The organism is Patescibacteria group bacterium (assembly GCA_041664365.1).
Classification (GTDB): Bacteria; Patescibacteriota; Patescibacteriia; order UM-FILTER-42-10; family UM-FILTER-42-10; genus JAHJEX01.
On the sequence record JBAYKW010000001.1, the window covers coordinates 199,830 to 218,246 of the forward strand.

19 protein-coding genes are annotated in these 18,417 nt (G+C 42.2%); 18 read left to right on the top strand and 1 reads right to left on the bottom strand.

Translation table 11 applies throughout. The annotated features are described in order from the left end of the window. Nucleotides 1-3 precede the first annotated feature (3 nt). The 12 genes from WCW66_01105 to WCW66_01160 all read left to right on the top strand — a co-directional run bounded on the left by WCW66_01105 (nucleotide 4) and on the right by WCW66_01160 (nucleotide 6,933). Nucleotides 4-912, top strand: a complete 909-nt coding sequence (locus tag WCW66_01105) for an NAD(P)-dependent oxidoreductase (protein ID MFA6391337.1) — start codon at nucleotides 4-6, stop codon at nucleotides 910-912. A 78-nt stretch (nucleotides 913-990) separates the two neighbouring features. After that, nucleotides 991-1,620, top strand: a complete 630-nt coding sequence (locus tag WCW66_01110; protein ID MFA6391338.1) for a GDSL-type esterase/lipase family protein — start codon at nucleotides 991-993, stop codon at nucleotides 1,618-1,620. Between the two features lie 3 nt (nucleotides 1,621-1,623). Then, nucleotides 1,624-2,133 carry a GNAT family N-acetyltransferase gene (locus WCW66_01115; protein MFA6391339.1) on the top strand — a complete coding sequence of 170 codons (510 nt, stop codon included), beginning with the start codon at nucleotides 1,624-1,626 and terminating at the stop codon, nucleotides 2,131-2,133. A 1-nt stretch (nucleotide 2,134) separates the two neighbouring features. After that, complete coding sequence (locus WCW66_01120) at nucleotides 2,135-2,608, top strand: hypothetical protein (protein ID MFA6391340.1); 474 nt, start codon at nucleotides 2,135-2,137, stop codon at nucleotides 2,606-2,608. Nucleotides 2,609-2,610: 2 nt separating this feature from the next. Then, nucleotides 2,611-3,015, top strand: coding sequence for an NUDIX domain-containing protein (locus tag WCW66_01125; protein MFA6391341.1), 405 nt, complete (start codon nucleotides 2,611-2,613; stop codon nucleotides 3,013-3,015). Then, on the top strand, nucleotides 3,012-3,599 hold the full coding sequence (locus WCW66_01130) for an MBL fold metallo-hydrolase (protein ID MFA6391342.1): 588 nt from the start codon (nucleotides 3,012-3,014) through the stop codon (nucleotides 3,597-3,599). Before WCW66_01125 ends, WCW66_01130 begins: the two co-directional genes overlap by 4 nt. A gap of 31 nt (nucleotides 3,600-3,630) precedes the next feature. Then, a complete protein-coding gene (locus WCW66_01135) occupies nucleotides 3,631-3,948 on the top strand; it encodes a hypothetical protein (protein ID MFA6391343.1) in 318 nt (105 codons plus the stop codon). 4 nt (nucleotides 3,949-3,952) lie between these two features. Continuing rightward, nucleotides 3,953-4,600: a hemolysin III family protein gene (locus tag WCW66_01140; GenBank protein ID MFA6391344.1), complete on the top strand. Its 648-nt coding sequence runs from the start codon at nucleotides 3,953-3,955 to the stop codon at nucleotides 4,598-4,600. A 40-nt stretch (nucleotides 4,601-4,640) separates the two neighbouring features. Next, nucleotides 4,641-5,072 carry an EamA family transporter gene (locus WCW66_01145; GenBank protein MFA6391345.1) on the top strand — a complete coding sequence of 144 codons (432 nt, stop codon included), beginning with the start codon at nucleotides 4,641-4,643 and terminating at the stop codon, nucleotides 5,070-5,072. Between the two features lie 20 nt (nucleotides 5,073-5,092). Then, nucleotides 5,093-5,710, top strand: coding sequence for a histidine phosphatase family protein (locus tag WCW66_01150; GenBank protein MFA6391346.1), 618 nt, complete (start codon nucleotides 5,093-5,095; stop codon nucleotides 5,708-5,710). A 3-nt stretch (nucleotides 5,711-5,713) separates the two neighbouring features. After that, on the top strand, nucleotides 5,714-6,511 hold the full coding sequence (locus tag WCW66_01155) for an endonuclease/exonuclease/phosphatase family protein (GenBank protein MFA6391347.1): 798 nt from the start codon (nucleotides 5,714-5,716) through the stop codon (nucleotides 6,509-6,511). A 14-nt stretch (nucleotides 6,512-6,525) separates the two neighbouring features. Then, entirely contained in the window at nucleotides 6,526-6,933 is a 408-nt protein-coding gene (locus WCW66_01160) for a DUF5655 domain-containing protein (protein MFA6391348.1), read from the top strand. Nucleotides 6,934-7,003: 70 nt separating this feature from the next. On the opposite strand, the gene WCW66_01165 is transcribed toward WCW66_01160, so the two are convergent. Further along, nucleotides 7,004-9,091, bottom strand: coding sequence for a radical SAM protein (locus WCW66_01165; protein ID MFA6391349.1), 2,088 nt, complete (start codon nucleotides 9,089-9,091; stop codon nucleotides 7,004-7,006). 190 nt (nucleotides 9,092-9,281) lie between these two features. On the opposite strand from WCW66_01165, the gene WCW66_01170 reads away from it, so the two are divergent. The 6 genes from WCW66_01170 to WCW66_01195 all read left to right on the top strand — a co-directional run bounded on the left by WCW66_01170 (nucleotide 9,282) and on the right by WCW66_01195 (nucleotide 18,205). Continuing rightward, entirely contained in the window at nucleotides 9,282-14,627 is a 5,346-nt protein-coding gene (locus tag WCW66_01170) for an alpha-2-macroglobulin family protein (protein MFA6391350.1), read from the top strand. Continuing rightward, nucleotides 14,620-15,498, top strand: a complete 879-nt coding sequence (amrB, locus tag WCW66_01175; protein MFA6391351.1) for an AmmeMemoRadiSam system protein B — start codon at nucleotides 14,620-14,622, stop codon at nucleotides 15,496-15,498. Before WCW66_01170 ends, amrB begins: the two co-directional genes overlap by 8 nt. A gap of 4 nt (nucleotides 15,499-15,502) precedes the next feature. Continuing rightward, nucleotides 15,503-15,730 (top strand): DUF1653 domain-containing protein, encoded by a 228-nt coding sequence (locus WCW66_01180; GenBank protein MFA6391352.1) that lies wholly within the window; start codon nucleotides 15,503-15,505, stop codon nucleotides 15,728-15,730. 384 nt (nucleotides 15,731-16,114) lie between these two features. Beyond that, nucleotides 16,115-16,951 (top strand): nitronate monooxygenase family protein, encoded by an 837-nt coding sequence (locus WCW66_01185; protein MFA6391353.1) that lies wholly within the window; start codon nucleotides 16,115-16,117, stop codon nucleotides 16,949-16,951. A gap of 128 nt (nucleotides 16,952-17,079) precedes the next feature. Then, complete coding sequence (locus WCW66_01190; protein MFA6391354.1) at nucleotides 17,080-17,544, top strand: hypothetical protein; 465 nt, start codon at nucleotides 17,080-17,082, stop codon at nucleotides 17,542-17,544. Then, complete coding sequence (locus WCW66_01195) at nucleotides 17,528-18,205, top strand: HD domain-containing protein (GenBank protein ID MFA6391355.1); 678 nt, start codon at nucleotides 17,528-17,530, stop codon at nucleotides 18,203-18,205. The genes WCW66_01190 and WCW66_01195 overlap by 17 nt, the downstream gene beginning before the upstream one ends. Nucleotides 18,206-18,417 lie beyond the last annotated feature (212 nt).

Genomic DNA, 18,417 nt, shown 5'->3' on the forward strand with positions numbered 1-18,417 from the left:
AATATGAAATTCAAACAGATAGTATTATTAGACAAGGTGGGACTTTCTGATAACGCGGTTGAGAAACTTGCGAAATTTTCTGATAGCCCGATAAAGACATTTTCCTCTGATCCTGCGGATGAAGCGGAAGTGTGTAAAAGAATCTCGGATGCTGACTGCATCATGCTGACCTGGCGGACATCAATATCAAAAGAAGTGCTTGCAAAGTGTGAGAACCTGAAATTCATCTGCCTTTGCTCTACTAATTCCAATAATATTGATCTGAATGAATGTGCAAAAAGAGGTATCACAGTTTCCAACGTGCGCGATTATGGAGACGAGGGAGTTGTGGAGTGGATTATCATGCAGTTATTGCTCCTGTTCAGAGGAGTCGGAAAAAATCAATATAAAGGGTTTAGTTCAGAACTAAGCGGGAAAACAATCGGGATATTTGGTATGGGTGTTGTAGGAAAACTGCTTGCCAAGGCAGCAAAAGGTCTTGGTATAAATGTTTTGTATAACAGTAAAACCAGGAATTCTGATCTGGAAAAACAGGGGATACAGTTTGTGGAGAAAAGCAGTCTGCTGGCGAAGAGTGATATCATTGGCCTGCATACACCGAAGAATGTAAAGATTTTGGACAAATCGGACTTCGATCTGATGCAAGGAAAAATTCTCGTTAATACAACCCTGGGAAAAGCATTTGATTCAAGCGATTTTATGAGATGGATTAAGCGTGAAAATAATTTTGCGATATTTGATGGAGCGTCAGAATTTGGCGCGGAATTTGAGGGATTGGATAGAGTAATATATTCAGATGTAGTCTCTGGTTTAACAAATGAAGCAATAGAAAGATTGAGCCAAAAAACCTTAGATAATGTAGCCTCATATATTTCGGGTAATCCGATTAATGTAGTCACAGGTTTAAAATAAATATAATAATTCATGCTCAAAATCCGAAAAAATTTACCGAGAGATATTCCATGCCGGTTTTTTTAAACAAAAAAATATATGAATAAAAAAAGAATACTATGTTATGGCGATTCCAATACTTGGGGATGTGTCCCTGGAACCAGGTTTGAAAGATTTTCTGAGGAAATCAGATTTCCAAAGCGCCTCCAAAAACTATTAGGGACTGATTTTGAAATTATTGAAGAAGGACTATACAGCCGGACACTGGCATCTGAATATGATCGACCGAATAAAGAGGGTAGAAATGGGAGTACGTATTTTGTCCCATGCCTTTTATCTCATGATCCGCTAGATTTGGTAATTATAATGCTTGGAACTACAGAATTAAAAGCAGAATTCAATAATTCGGTGGAAGAAATTGGTAGATATCTGGAGGACTATTATATTAGAGTTATTTCGAAAATCAAATATCTGACTCGAGATGAATCTCCTGAATTATTAATTATATGTCCACCAATAATTAACGAGAGTCTTACGTCCAAAAGATATGCCGGTGGGGAGGAGAAATCGAAACAGTTAGCTGGGGTGTATTCAAAAATTTCCAATAGTAACAAATGTGCGTTTATTGACGCAAGTAAACTAATGGTTGGTTCTGACGGAGTTCATATGACGGAAGAAAGTCATAAGAAACTTGCGGAAATGATTGCATATGAAATAAATAAGAAGTAATTTATGCTCAAAATCAGAAAACATTTACCGAAAGATATTCCGTACCGTGTTTTATGGTTGAATGACCATAAGGTAAACAAGTTTACTGGTGAGGAAGTTTGGGAAGAGACAACACTGAGGAAACAAAAACAGTGGTTTGCCGAATATCAAAAGTCTGACGAAAAACGTTTTTTTACCATCTGTGACGGAACGAAGCCGGTTGGATTCATGGGACTGTCTAAAATATCCAAGATAAATAAAAATGCGGATTTGTTTGTTGCCATCGGTGATGCTGATTACCGCGGAAAAGGCGTAGGAAGATTAGTAATGACCTGGATAATTGATTACGGTTTTAATAAGCTCAAACTGCATAAAATTTATTTGAACGTCTATGAGGATAATATTCCGGCAGTTAATTTATATAAATCTTTGGGCTTTGTCGTAGAGGGGAAGATAAAAGATGATGTTTTCTTTGGAGGGAAATTCCATAACACTTTGTACATGGCAAAATTTTATAAACGATCTAAAAAGTAATTTGAAATTTACCAATATGCGCCACAAAGCTTTTTCTTCCATCGTCAATATACTTACGCTTTGCATAATCATCGGAGCAGTAAGTTTTTATTCAATTGATCATTCTGAATGGACCGGAATTATTCTTATTCTATTATCCGTTATCTGCGTAGTTTCATTGTTGCCGTTTAAAATAAAATTAAAATCATTGAAACCAGATATTATATTCGGTTTGATTGATAATGGCATTCTCGCCGTGATGGCGATATTCGGCGGACATTTTGCCGGGGTGGCTGGCGCGGTTATGGGTGGAGTGGTTGGCAATGCCATCACGGACGGTATCGCGGGCATCTTTGAGGGACGGTCGGCGGAAAAACTGCGCCAACAGCTGATACCGGAAGAGCGTACTATGCTGAAATCAGCAGTCGGCAAAATGGCCGGGTGTCTTTTGGGTGCCGGGATAATTTTATTAATTGCGGATTTATTTAACTTTTAAATATGTCAGAAAAAAGAGTTTCAGCAGTGATTATCAGTGGAGATAAACAAATATTGTTAGTCCATAGGATAAAAAATGGCAGTGAATATTTTGTTTTGCCCGGCGGGAGTGTTGAGACGGAAGAAGATCATATATCTGCCCTGATCAGAGAAGTAAAAGAGGAAACAAATTTAGATGTGAAAATTGGAAAAGAACTTTGGCAGGTAAAAAGTGATGCTGATCGGAGAATTCAACATATATTCCTAGTTTCAAAATATGCTGGTAATCTGGAATTAGGCAGTCCGGAAAAAGAAAGGCAATCAGAAAGTAACAAATACTTTTTGGAGTGGCGTAAGATTGAAGATATTAGCAATATTGATTTTTATCCAGAAGAAATTAGATTAAACATTATTAAAGAATTCGCATGAGCACAGTAACAACCATTATCGAAGGATATGTTCGCGATGAAGGCGAAGATGAATACGCCTCATCTTCAGTTACGCTGGTTCGTGATGGCAATATAAATATTCTCGTGGATGTCGGTATGGACCGGGAGCGCCTGCTGGATGCGCTGAACAATGAAAATTTAAGACCGATTGATATTGACTTTGTTGTTTTGACTCATACCCATTTGGATCATTGTTTACTCACTGGAATATTTGAGAACGCAAAAATTTTGGATGTCTCAAGCATCTATTCTTTTGACGGTAAAATTACCGAACATAAAGGTAAAATTCCCGGAACAGAAATAGAAATAATTCCTACACCCGGTCACGACCATCACCACTCGGCAGTACTCGTTAAAACTGAGGAATTCGGCATGGTAGCAATCGTCGCGGATCTCTTCTGGTGGGAAGACGGCCAGGAGCAGAAAACTGATCGCATGAGTTTACTCAATCTGAAAGATCCGTATCTGAATGACGGTGTTATTTTGAGAATGAGCCGTGAAAAAGTTCTAAAAATGGCTGACTATATCATTCCTGGTCACGGCAAACCATTTAAGCTACAATAGACTTGAATAGGGTAATTAAACTTCATAAAAAATGTCAATTGAAGGCGAGCAAAACGTAGATCGGGACCGAAAACCGCAAGCATTTATCCGCTTCGGTCTGCCGGGCCATGAGACGGAATATGTGTTCAAAACACAGGCGAATAAGTACAGCGAAGCTGAAACGATGTCGGACGAATGGGAATACGCAATTACGCAACAACTGGGCGCGGAATGGGCTGTGATGAATCGCGGTGAAAGAATAGAAATAATCCCTCCGCGTAGTCAGCGGACTCCAGAAACGGATCAAAAAGTTAATCAAGTGATAATGTCTGTAATTGGGGATGGTTACGAATTTCCTGAGGAAGAATAATAGTATGAAACCAAAAAAACAAAATGAACCGCTCAGCGCACTAACCCATTTGATTGGGGCGATTTTATCTGTTGTTGCCTTGGTTCTGATGGTTGTATTTGCGTCAATGAAGGGAACGGCAGTACATGTCATTGGTGTTTCTATTTTCGGCGCCAGTTTAATAATTCTTTATACAACCAGCACGTTGTATCATTTTTTTCCGCAGGAAACGAAAGTTAAAACTGTTTTCCAGCGTTTGGATCATGCCATGATCTATTTTTTAATTGCCGGCTCATATACGCCAATTACTTTACTGATGCCCCAGAGAGTATGGGGCTGGAGTATTTTCGGTGTTGTCTGGGCTATTGCAATCGCTGGAATAATTATGAAAAGTCTCGGCATCAAAATGACCGGCTGGCTTTCCGTGGTTATGTATATCGGAATGGGCTGGATGCTCCTGATTGCAATTCGCCCACTGGCTGAGTGGCTTTCTCCCGGTGCTTTGACGTGGCTGTTTGTTGGTGGAGTGATGTACACTGCTGGATGCCTTTTTTACGCGCTGGACAAATACGTTCCGCGTACCAGATGGTTCGGGATGCACGAAATATTCCATCTCTTTGTAATCGCCGGAAGCTTCAGTCATTTTTGGATGATGATTAAATACGTTGTATAATTTTAATACTTTTTGATTAGAAATCAGTTTGAAAAAAAATATGGATAATGTTTGGATAATTTACGCGTTGCTTTCGGCTTTTGGCGCGGCGCTTGTAGCCATTTTCGGAAAAATTGGTTTGCAGGGGATTGATACAAATGTCGCGACCGCGATCAGGGCAGTAGTCATGGCACTTTTTTTGATTGGTATAATCTTTATTCAAGGCAAGCTGGTTGATATCAAACCGGTTCTGACGAATCACAAAGCACTGCTTTTTATTGTTTTGAGCGGAGTGGCCGGAGCGGTGTCGTGGCTTTTCTATTTCATTGCGCTGAAAAACGCCAAGGTGTCGCAGATTGTACCGATTGACCGCCTGAGCGTAGTATTTGCTCTGCTACTGGCATTTATTATCTTGGGTGAAAAGATATCACTACAGGCGTGGATTGGCGCGGTACTGGCGGTGATTGGTGGCATACTGATTGCGCTGGGATAAAAGATTAATTTAATAAATATATGCTGAATATTTACGTAGCACGGCACGGGCAGGATGAGGATAACCGGAGGGGAATCCTGAACGGCAGGAGAAACATGGGTCTGACCAGTCTGGGGATTGAGGAAGCAATATCGGTCGGGAAGAGGATCGCAGAGCACCAAATAAACTTTGATCAGATTTATTCCTCTCCCTTAAAAAGGGCCATGCATACGGCAGAACTGATTGCTTCTGAAGCCGGCGGTCCCCAGCCGCAAATTATCGAAGACCTAATTGAGCGGGATTTCGGCGTTATGACCGGGCTTCCGCATTCCAGCATTATCCCGATGTGCTCGCCGGATGTAATTATTTCGGAACATGTGGACTACTTTCTTAATCCGGAAAACGGCGAAACATTTCCACAACTGATTGAAAGAGGGAAAAGGGTAATCAATGATCTACACATAGCCCACCCGGAAGGAAATATACTGTTGGTTACTCATGGCGACACAGGTATGATGATGTATAATGAATTTTACAAACTGGAATGGATGAAAACTTTGAAAGATTTCTATTTTCATAACGCGGAACTCATTTTGCTTTCCAAAGATACATCGCCTGAAAATCCGCATGTATTTAGAATTAATGATTACAAAAAGTAACCAATGAAGATTATCAGCTTAAATGTCGGGATTAAGATTGACAACTCAAAACAAGTTGGTGAGTTTATTCAATCACAGAATCCGGATATAGTTGCATTTCAGGAAATTATCCGAAATTTGGATGAATCAGTTTATGATATTTACCGCTCAAAAGAACATATCGAGAAAATAATCGGTAAAGAACTGCCGTATTCTTTTTTCGGTCCGCTTTTTGTTGCTAGAGATTTTACGAAGGATGGAAAGATTCATAGAGATTTTGGCGGTTACATAGAACAGGGGAATGAGGTTATCTCAAAATTTCCGATTAATGAAGCAACAAACGAATTTTATTATAAAGCGTATTCATACGATAAAGACCGCACGAACTTTGCAACAGAGGATAATTCAAGGGCACTACAGGTTGTTGATTTGGATATCGCTGGTCAAAAATTGATTATTATCAATGTGCACGGAACATACTCAAAAGATAAGCAGGATAGCGAAAGATCACTCGCGCAGTCAAAATATGTAATTAAAGTAGCGTTAAGGAAAAAATTGCCAACTATAATAGTCGGTGATTTTAACCTGTTTCCGGAGACAAACAGTATTAAAATTATCAACAGAAAATTCAGAAATTTAGTTGTTGAAAATAAAATAAAAACAACCAGGCCTAAATTTGATGATGGTTTAGATAAAGGAGAAAATGTCGTGGATTATATTTTTGTTAATGATCAGATCAAAGTTAATAAGTTTGAGCTTATTGATACCAATATTTCAGACCATCTTCCAATAATACTGGATTTCGATATTATAAAAAAATAATTTGTAAATATATTATGTGGACATGTCCAAAATGCAAAAGGGTGTTTCAGCGCGCCGGGCAACAGCACTCATGTGCGACAAAACCACTGAGTGAACACTTTAAGAACAAGCAGGAGGCTTTTAGTTTATATAAAAATCTTTTGAAAGTAATTGAAAACAAAGTTGGCAAGTTCAAAGTAATATCAATTCCTTGCTGTATCCATTTGTTCGGCAAGTATGACTTTTTAGCAATATTGCCAAAAAAAGATGGTGTAATTGAAATACGGATTGCACTGAATCATGCAATTAAAGACAAAAGCATTGTTAACTGTGTTCCACTTTCCTCGACATGCTATAAGAATTGCATGAATATTAAATCGTCTGCAGATATTAATTCAAAACTGATCGGATGGTTGAAGGAGTCGTATGATTTGCAACGGTAAAATATTTTGATCAAATAAAAAAACCGCATTCAGCAAAGATTGCTGGTGCGGTGTGGGGAATGAACGGCGTTCAGCGCGGTTTTTTTGCATGCAGCAGATCTTTGAGAAATGCTGAAAACAGCGCTAGGTCAGCATGAGCGAAACGGATTGTTCTGGCGCTGAAAAGTAGCCAGATCCTTCCGTGGGCAACTCTGTGTTTCAAAATCCGCCAATGCTCCTCAATGTCCACCCGTGTGTTTCTGGCTGAAGTACGCATGTTGGCCAGTCGTAAACCACTTGGTACCTTATGACCATGTGATTTATACAAACTCCTTAGCTCAGAGAGTTTGAGGTTCGGCCAATGGCCCGCATGCTTCTTTTCAACCAGCTGGATGACCTCTTCCTCGATCTTGCCCTGTTCACGGGTTTGTAGCCACACTTCCAGCATGATCCGCAGGAACCGGGCTGTCTCCCGGGCTAGGCGGATGTTTTCACGCGTGTTGTAGACCCAAAACTGGAACAGATTGAGCTGAGGAAAACTGCTCCTCCTCGAATGCCGGGATCGCACCCGGGCAAAACCCGCCACCATCGGATGGCGTTTCGGCACCATCAGCGCGTATTTGTACCAGACGAGGTTCCAGAAGATCTTCCAGTAATCCTGCCTTTCCGTATGTTTGAGGATACGTACCATGTTCTCGGTGGAATAGAACGTCTCCCACGCAGACCGGTAGGCGGATAGCCACTCCTCCCGGGTCATCAGCGGGTGATCTATGACCGGATGTGAGAATGAGTCGAAGGAGTTCAGGTCCGAATCCATCGGTACACCGGCTAGGAACAGCCGTTTGTGATCCATTGCTCCCGGCAGTGGTGTGGCAATGAAAAACGACACGGTATCCGGTTCCAGCTCCATCAGCTGAAGAACGTCCTTATGCACTGATTCCGGCGTGTCGTGCGGCAGGCCGATCATGAAGGCAAGGTGGGTCGCGATGCCGTGCTTTTTGAAGGCAGACATCATTTCCCGGAACTGCTCCACGTGGTTTTGGCCTTTGCCGACCGCAGACAAGTTCAAAGGGTTCAGACTTTCGATCCCGATGAACGCCATCGAACAGCCGGCCAGCGCCGCTTTTTCTAGGAATTGCGGAATCTTGTGGCACTGGGTATCCACCTGCATCAGGAAGTGAATATGGATTCTTTCTTCTTTCTGCATGGCGATCAGCGTGTCGAAGCGCTCTTCCCAAAAAGGATCTCGGGCTGTGTTGTCAGAAGTCAGGAAGTAGACCCGAATGCCCAATCTCCAGTTGGCTCGGATCGCGTCCGCGAAACCCTGAACGCCTCGCGCCCTAATCACCCTGCCTTGGACTACCCAGATCGTGCAGTACTGGCAGTTGAATGGGCATCCACGGCACGCGTCGATGGTGCTGGTGTTCGGATAGACGAATCGGTGCTTAATCTCCGCAATGGACATTGGAACCGGTTCCTCCAGAAGGCTCGGCGGATCGTCGACGTAGTTGTATGTCGGCTTGAGACCGCCGGACAGAAAGTCCTGCAGCAATCCCAGCATCCTGCCTTCTGCTTCACCGGCAAACAGCGCCACGCCATTGTCGGTCAGAGCTTTCAGACCCAGTTCCTTGTAGGCTCTCATGTTATCCGCGCTCCCGTCCTGCGGAAACTGCTTCAGGATTCCGGACACATGGTATCCGCCCATGATCACGGAAATTCCCCGTTTCCTGAACTCGAGCGCAAGATCGGAAGCTCGTACGAACTGGCTGGTTTGAACACCGGCCAGCATTACCAGAGTACGTCCGGGAAGGGTACGGCAGAGAAAAGCTATCCTGCTCGGCAGAACAGCCTCCACCGCCTCGTCGTAGATTCTGACGACGATGTGCACCTTGATTCCCAGTCGCAGATTTTGCCTCACATCCTGAATCAGGCTGTAAAGCGTCGCCAGCGTATTGCTGGGATACACGCCCCGGAAGTCCTGCCAGACAAAGCCGTTCTCATCGTCGTATTTTGACGGTTTGATCAGCACCAAGTTGAGGACTTTCTTTCCCGAAAGCACAGCCCAGAAAGACGTTGTTTGTCTCGCCAATTCACGCAGAACGGCGATGACAGCATGCGACCAGCTGGACCAGAGCAGGAACTTCAACATGGCAAAAAAGAGCCGTGCTGCGTTCTTCATCTTTTACCTCTTTCGTTTCAAGTTTTCTGTCAACGAACGCATCCTCTAACGTAAAAACATTTTAGACTTTCTTTTATTAATGGTCAAACATATTTGGGCAATATCCGCTAATTACAGGATAAAATGGAATAATGTGCTTTGTTTATGATTGTGATATAATTAAATCAATGTAAAACTTAACGAAAAATTTATGCAGGAAATAAATCAAACACCCGTACAGCCAGCTAAACCAAAGTGGAGTTACAACTGGCTGATCGCGACGTTTGCATTTGTTATATTAGTTGCCGTAGTTTTATACGGCATTTTTTATTTTCTGGGAGATAAAAACGGAAATGAAACTGCTGATGAACCTGTTTTTGTCCCGGTAAGCCTGGAATTTGCCGATAATAATTTCAACCTGACAGCGGATAATCAGGATCGGCTGGGTGTTGCCAAAGATACTCAATTCACTCTGACCAGTGAAGAACCAATAACAGAAAACGTGGTAGAAAAGAGCCTATCTGTTACACCGCAGGTGGAATTCGCCGTGCAGGAAATCAATGCAAATGAATTTAAGATCGTTCCGGCTGTTCAGCTGGAAGATGGAGGAGTTTACCAGTTCAAAGTTGCAACAGCGGTGAATACAGAAGCGGGCGCAAATGAAGAACAAGGCAGAGAATACAGCTGGGCGTATCAGATAAAAACTCCGCTGAAGATTGTCCACACATTGCCCGGGGATAAGACAACATCAGTGCCGTCGGATTCAGGAATTGAAATTACTTTTTCTACTGATACTTTCTACGATTTTGAAAAATATTTTGAAATCAGCCCGTCAGTGGAAGGGACTTTTGAACAGCATAAAAGGACTATGGTATTTGTTCCGAAACAGCTTGAATCAGAAAAACTTTACCAGGTAAAAATTAAAGCCGGCTTGCCGTTTAATGGAACTGACAACGTTTTGGAGGAAGATTACGTATTTCAATTTGAAACCAGTGATAACAGCGGTTCAGCATCGGAGCAGTATTTTAATTTCAGTAAAACACTGAACAGTTTTGATTCTGTATCAGAACCTGTGTTTGAGGTTTATAATTTTCCGCAGGGAACTGAGCGCGAATTTGTACTTTACCAGTTTGAAAGTTTTGACCAATTCAAAGAATCGTTCAATTCGTATCTGACATATCCCGGCTGGGCTTACTATGCCCGCAGAAACCAGCAATATTCGGTGGATGATTTGACGGAAGTAATGCGTTTTTCCGCCGCTCCGGAAGAATATTCTTATAATAATTACCTGGTTTTCCCGGAAAGTATTCCGGCAGGGTATTATATAGTTCAAACAATTATTGATGGTCAGCCGGTACAATCATGGGTTCAGGTCAGTAACCAGTCCGCTTTCAGCACTGTCAGCGAAACAAAGACGCTGGTTTGGGTGAACAATGTTGATACGCACGGGCCGGTTGCCGGTGCAACAGTCTCATTGTCGGAAAATGATTTGTCGGCTACGACAGACATACAAGGTGTGGCGTTTTTCGGTACGCCGGATATATTAAAAACAGCAAACCCGGATAAATCATATTATTTTACAATCACCGGGCCAGGTGGTGAGCAGATAATAATTCCAGCAACCAGCGAATACGGTTACTACCGGTATAGTGACTGGAATGGAGAAAATAACACAACGCAATTCTGGGATTATTTATATCTCGACCGGCCGATCTACCAGAAAACAGATACCGTAAAATTCTGGGGTTTAGCGAAGCCTCGTGACGGGCAGGATCAACCGAGTAATATCACTGTAAAATTAAACGGATATGATTATCAACCTTACAGCTATGAACAAATAAACATTGCCGAAGCGAATGTCGCGGTCAATGCCAGCGGTACCTATATCGGTGAGTTTTCGTTCAGTAATCTGGAGCCGGGTTATTACACGCTGAATGTTTTTGTCGGTGAGGCGTTACTGAGCACAAAGCAGGTATATGTGGAGGAGTACGTTAAACCGCATTACACTCTATCAGCAACGAGTGAGAAAAAAGTAATGGTAATCGATGAACCGAACAACATCAATATTAAATCAGAATTTTTTGACGGAACTGTAGTACCAAATATTGAGACTAGCTATGGAAGCATGTACGGATCTGGCAGTGTCACTACTGATGAATCGGGGAATGCATCATTCCAGGTAACTCCGACAGCTCAATATGATAACCCGCATACTGACTATGTTACGATATCATCGTCCGGCGCAGAAAATGCGGAAATATCCACTTCACTGAAATACAAAATATTCAACTCCGATATCTGGTTAGATGTTGAAACGGACACAAATAACGAGACAGCGACCATTAATACTGATTTGCATTATTTGGATTTCGCGGCAATGAACGCGGATGATTACGACATCTGGTCTGAGATGATTTTAAGCGATCCGGTTGCGAATCATCAGATTACCGGCAAAATTAAGAAAGTAATATATGATAAGGTTGAAACAGGGCAGTATTATGATTTTATCAACAAAGTGACCAGAAAAACATATTCATATAACAGGCATGCGGATCCAATTCAGGATGTTAATATCACTACAGATGAACAGGGTAATGCTGATTATTCTTTTACAATGGAGGATGATCAGGAATATGAAATAGATCTGCAATATACGGATTTTGCCGGGAGGACTATAGGCTTAACAAGAGGAATATGGAACGGTATTAACTACTATTCGTCATCTGATACTAATCTGTCTCTGCAGAATACGGATGATAAAGAATACCTGCTGAATGAGCAGGCAAACTTCTCCCTCTATAAACAGGATGTTACACTTCCGGTTAACGTGCCGGGCAATTCCTATCTTTACTACCAGGCGAAGCTTGGTCTGTTGAATTACTCTGTTGAACAGGATCCGGATTACTCTTTCACATTTCAGGAGCAGAATATTCCGAATACATATGTGAATGGTGTTTGGTTTGACGGAAAAAATTATGAGACATCAAATCAATACTATTACGATAATGTGCAGGCGGTATTTGATTCCAAAAACCAGGTCCTGGATTTACAAGTTACGGCGGATAAAGCCAGGTACGAACCGGGAGAAGATGTAGTATTGACTGTTAACACGAAAAATGTTGACGCACAACCGGTTTCTGCCAAAGTAAATTTGAATCTGGTGGATGAAGCCATATACAGTTTGCGTGAAGATGTTGCAAATCCGATTTCTGAAATATATGAATCGGTCAGTAGCGGAATTTACCAGACCTACGTTTCACACGAAAAGGTTTCATATGATCTTGCGGCGGAGCGCGGGGGCTGTTTTGTACAGGGGACGCCAATTTTAATGGCCGATGGTACGACCAAGCCAATTGAACAGATTAAAGAGAATGACCGGATCTTAACGCGTTCATCTGAAAATAATTCTGAAATGGTTCCGGCACATATCAGTAAAACTTTTGAACATCTGGTGGATGAATACTTGATCATCAACGGCACTCTGGAGATTACACCGAATCATATATTATGGGTTAATGGTAGCTGGCAGTCAGCTGAAAGCATTAAAATTGGTGACTGGCTTCTAAATGCTAATAATGAACGAGTGATGGTAGAAACTATCAATAAGAAAGTAGCACCAGTTTTTGTCTATAATTTGTCAGTTGACCAGTATCATACCTTTATCGCATCCAATATCTATGTCCACAATGACAAAGGCGACGCGAGAAAGAATTTCCAGGATGCTATCCTGTTTACAGAGGTAGAAACGAATAACCAGGGTAGAGCGACGGTAAAATTCACTCTGCCGGATGACATAACATCCTGGCGGGTAACAGCACAGGCAATCAGCGACAATCTCCAGGTCGGCCTGACCACAGAACAGATTCCGGTGTCACTGCCTTTCTTTGTTGAAACAAATCTGGCAAAGGAATATCTTGTTGGCGACCGTCCGACAATTGAATTACTGGCCTACGGAGACGGCCTGTCGAACGGAGATGTTGTTGAATTCAAGTTAAAAAATGAAGCGCTGGGTCTGGACGAAACTGTGGATGGAACGGCATTTAATCCGACTGAGATCAATCTTCCGATAATGCCAGAGGGGGACTATGAGATAGTGGTCAGCGGAAAAATAAATGAATTGGAAGACGCGATTGTTAAAAAAACCAGCGTTGTAGAGAGTCATTGGCAGCATGAGAAAGTCAGTTTCAGTACTTTGTCGGAAAACATCTCAATTCCGGGAAATACAAACGGGCAGACAACATTGCAATTCATGGATAAAAATAGAGGTTATTTTTACCGGGATTTAATGGGCTTGTATTATTCGTGGGGGGAGCGGGTAGATCAAAGTTATGCAAAATACATGGCAGCTTCGCTCATGAATTCGTACTTCGGGGATCAGCAGGCACTGCCGGAATTTGATGGAGGATTATATCAGAGATCGGATGGTGGTATCGGTATACTGCCTTATTCCTCATCGGAAATACTGCTTTCTGCTAACCTTGCTGGTCTTGCTCCAGATGAATTTGATCGCAGTAATTTAACAAATTATTTTAATCTGAAACTTGCCGATAACGGTGCGGGACTGGATGAAGTGGTCTGGTCATTATACGGCCTGGCAAATCTCGGTGAGCCGGTGCTAAACTCCATAATTGATGTACTAAAAAACCAAAGTGTAAATAATCAACAATCTCTGTATCTGGCATTGGGGCTTGAAAGACTGGGTGCCGGTGAATACGCGCGTACTGTGTATAAGAAGATTATCAGCGAGACTGCAGAGGAGTTTGACGCGTACTTGAGGATAAAGATCGGCGAGGATGAAGATGACTATCTGCAATATACTATGCTGGCCGCGCTACTTGCCAGCCGGATCGGGGAGGAGGGCGAAGAGCAGTTGTTTTCCTACGTGCGTGACAATTGGCCGGAGGATATTCTTATTAATATAGAAAAACTGATGTATCTGCAATCGGCTATTCCAAAACTACCGAATGAGCCGGTCAGTTTCAACTATACTGTCGGTGACCGTAGTGAAGATGTGGCCTTGCAAAAAGCGGAGCGGTATGCCGTCTCAGTTTCAAATGAGGAGCTTGCTGATCTGTCATTCACCAGAATATCCGGCACTGTCGGTGTTATCAGTTATTATCAGGAACTCGCTAATCCGGAAACTATTACAGTTGACCCACAAATCGCAATCAACCGGACGTATTCGGTCATTGGCAGGACAGACGCAAACAGATTCAGCGAGGGAGATATTGTAAAAATTACGCTGAATGGCACGATTAATCCAAATGCGATTGATGATGCTTACCAGGTAACAGATTATGTCCCGGCTGGGTTGGCAATTGTAAGCAGGCCATATCAAAGTATGTTCAATGGGGATTTTGATTCCAGTTGGCCATACAAAATTGACGGCCAAAAAATTAGTTTCCTGCTATGGAAAACCTGGAACAAACCGATTGTGTATTATGCTCGCGTGCGTAACAAAGGCGTATTTCGGGCAGAGCCGGCGATGATCCAGGGCTTTCAGGCAAAAAGCAGTATCAACATGTTATTTGAGTCATCCCAAATTGAAATTGATTAGCAAAAAATTTGTAAAATCTTTTCCGGCAGTAATTTTAATTATTATTGCCGGTTTGGCTTGGCTAGTCAGCGATTCGCGAGCCACACAAAAATATACTGTAAAGCAGGAAATGAATTCAGCTCAATTTTTTGCAGATGATTTCTATGCTTCTTTGAACAAGCTAGAGATTACATCTGATTGTGATAAAGGATTCAGAGCCGGTATTACCACCCATCACAGCTTGGCAAGTGGTTTAGTGGATCAATTTTTCCGCTGTATTCAAAGAAATACGGATCCAAAAACTGTGATTCTGATCGGACCGAACCACTATTCGGGCGGGAGTAGCGGGGCTATAACCGGACAAAACGATTGGCAGACTCCTTTTGGCACATTGCCTGCATCAGAAGAAATGATAAATCGACTGGCTGGAGTATCCGTTGAAATAAACGACCGGGTTGTTGAAAATGATCACGCAATTGCATTTATTGTTCCGTATATCAAATATTATTTGCCGAACACTAAAATTGTTCCACTGCTTATCCGTTCCAGTTTCACTAAAAATGAAGTGGATGGTCTTATTACGCAGATTTCGGAAACCATTGATGAAGAAACAATAATAATCGGATCAATAGATTTTTCCCATTATCAAAATATAGCCCAGGGATCAATCAATGATGCCGAAACAAAAGTAATTATTACAGAAAGAAATTTGTCGGATGTTTATCAAAATGGAGACGAACATTATGATTCAGCACCGGGAATTTATGCAATATTGTCATTTCTTAAAAATAATAACATAGCATCGACTTACGAACTGAATCACTCATCCTCTTCGGAATTCACTCCAGCCACACAAAATGTGACCACATATTTTAACTGGTTGTTTTACTAATATCATGAAAATAAAACCGGGAAAATACAAACATTACAAGGGAGGAGAGTATGAGGTTTTAGGAATTGCAATACATAACGAAACGCTCGAAGAGTTGGTTGTGTATAGAGCGCTATATGAATCAGCGGAATTCGGTAAGAATGCTTTATGGGTCAGGCCTCTGTCTAGATTCATCGAGATGCTAGAAATAGACGGAAAAATGGTGCCTCGATTTGAGCCCGTAATTAAATAATTAAGCTAACATAGGGCCTTTTTTATAATTGGTCTTTTATTATTGCAAAATAATCCAAATGATGTGCTATACTGCTATTACTCAAAATGCTTGAGTGAACATTGAGAACAACAGAAACCGTGAAGGAGGTGAGACATGGAAATCATTCAACCGCTCAGGATCGGGAAATTGGTAGCAATAAACTCGATCCTCCAGGGAGCAATGGGACTCTACGTCTCACGTAAGCTTCAAAAGCCCGCCATGAAGGAAGGATGTATCAGTACGGCCTCCGGCATTTGCTTTCTTGGCCAGACAAGGAACTTTGTCGAGCTCGCCAATGAAGCGCTAGTCAAGGAGATTCGGGACAGCAGGGACTCTGTTGATGATCCGCTCGCGGTCAATGTCATGGAGGTGCTCGGTAACGCGCGGGAACTGGTCAAAACGGCAGTTGCAGAACGGGTCCGCATGCTGGTGGTCGGCGCCGGCTTGTGGATGGATCTCCCGCGTCATGTTGAGGATACGGAAGTAGCCCTAGTTCCCATTGTGGGCAATGTGCGCGCGACCAATCTGATTCTGCGCAACTGGGACCGCAAATACGGCCGGGTACCTGGCGCAGTGATCGTGGAAGGACCGCTTGCCGGTGGACATCTGGGCCATTCGCTTGCGGATCTGGCTGATCCTGAGAATGTCTGTCTTGAAAGAATCATTCCTGCGGTTTTACAGGTGATTGAACCATATCAGCAAAAATATGGTATCAAGATTCCTGTAATCGCTGCGGGTGGAATTCACGACGGACACGACATGGCCCGCATGCTTCGCTTGGGAGCATCCGGTGTGCAGATAGCCACCAGTTTCGTCGTTTGTGATGAATGTACAGCGCATCCGAATTTCAAGCAGATGTATCTGGACTGCACAGAAGATGATCTGGTGGTCATCAAAAGCCCGGTTGGGATGCCGGCCAAAGCTATCGTCAATCCATTCGTGCGTGGGTTGGCGAGTAATGTCGCAACAAGAGTCGTGTGCCCTTATCATTGCCTCAAATCGTGCAAAAGAGAACAAGCGCTCTATTGCATTGCTGAAAGGCTGACGATGGCATACAACGGCGATGTAACCAACGGATTGGTTTTCGCCGGCGCCAAGGCACATCTGCTCAAAAAGACTACAACCGTAAGGGGGGTGATTCAGGGATTGCTTGCCGATCTCAAGGAGGAGGGATTTGTACCTTCAGTTCCATTAACGTGATTAGTTGCGCCGTATACCTGGTTGGTTGCCCGGCGCTTTTTTTATCCTAGCATATTTTCATTTACCCTAATATTTGCTAAAATAACTGCAATAGAAGTGTCTATGATAATTATTGATTGTGGATGTTCATGCGCCATTGGAAGTTTAATAAAATTATTAAATATATTGCGGAACGTGGTATTGAGGCGGTAAATGCCAATACCGATGAGTTTCCGGTTACCATAGATTATCTGTCTATTTTTGCTAAAGATGAGGCAGAATATCAGGATCTGATTGAATATACCCGCGAACTTGGCAAAGCTACAGATGAAAAATTGGCAAAGACTGGGAAAACAATAATTCTGAAAAGTCCGATTGAAACCGAGGCTGGGCTTTTGAAAGTCATAAAAATCAGGAAACCGGATGCTACTCGTCCGCAACGCGGAGCTCCTGATTTCAGAGTAGACGACTATCAGGAATTCAAAAGCAAGTACATTATGGCAAACGGGAATTTTACTTTGATGCTACGTGCGGATTATGAAATGATTGAGCTGAAAGGCGTTGATGTACTGGTATATTTCCCCAGTAAATTATTTGATGAAAGGAAAAACTAGAGTGAAAAAAGTAATTGAGCAACTGGAAAAACGAATATATGGAATGTTCCACAAGGAAACAAGCGGGCATGACATTTATCATCTCAAGCGGACACTGAATCTCGCCCAGAAGTTGCAGGAGATGGAAGGGGGAGACAGGACTGTAGTTGCAATCGCTGCATTTCTTCATGACATACACCGAATAATTCAGAATGATACTGGAAAACCATGTTTACCAAAGGATTCTTTACATAAAGTTGAGGAACTTCTTGAGGGAATAGAAATTACAGATGAGCAGAAGAATAAAATTTTGCATTGTATTGAGTTTCACGAAGAATACGCATTTTCAAAGGAGGGAATTACTGTTCACGATATTGAGGCGAAGATTGTCCAGGATGCGGATAATCTTGATGGTATTGGCGCAATAGGAATCGGGAGAACTTTTACTTACAATGGTGCTCATGGAATTCCCATGTGGGATCCTGATATACCGTTTGCGGAAGGTGAAGAATATGATGACTCAACGCATGATCCATCCGCACTGCATCATTTCATAAATAAGCTACTAAGACTGGCAAATCACATGAATACGGAAACAGCTAAAAAAATGGCAAAAAGCCGCCATGATTTTATGGAGAAATATTTTGAGGAATTTTTTTCTGAATGGAAAGGTGAAAAATAATATGAAATATGAATGGAAAAAGGCGGTTTCGCGCCAAAGAGTTTTTATGAATATAATGTTTACTCTTTGGAGGGGGGTCGGATATTACAGATGTGGTAAAAAAGAAGGGTATAGCAGAATATAATAAGAACAATTTTTAAATATATTATTAATAAACTTTATAAGAGTATGAATATTAAAGTAAGGAAAGATTTATTAGTTATGAGTTTGAT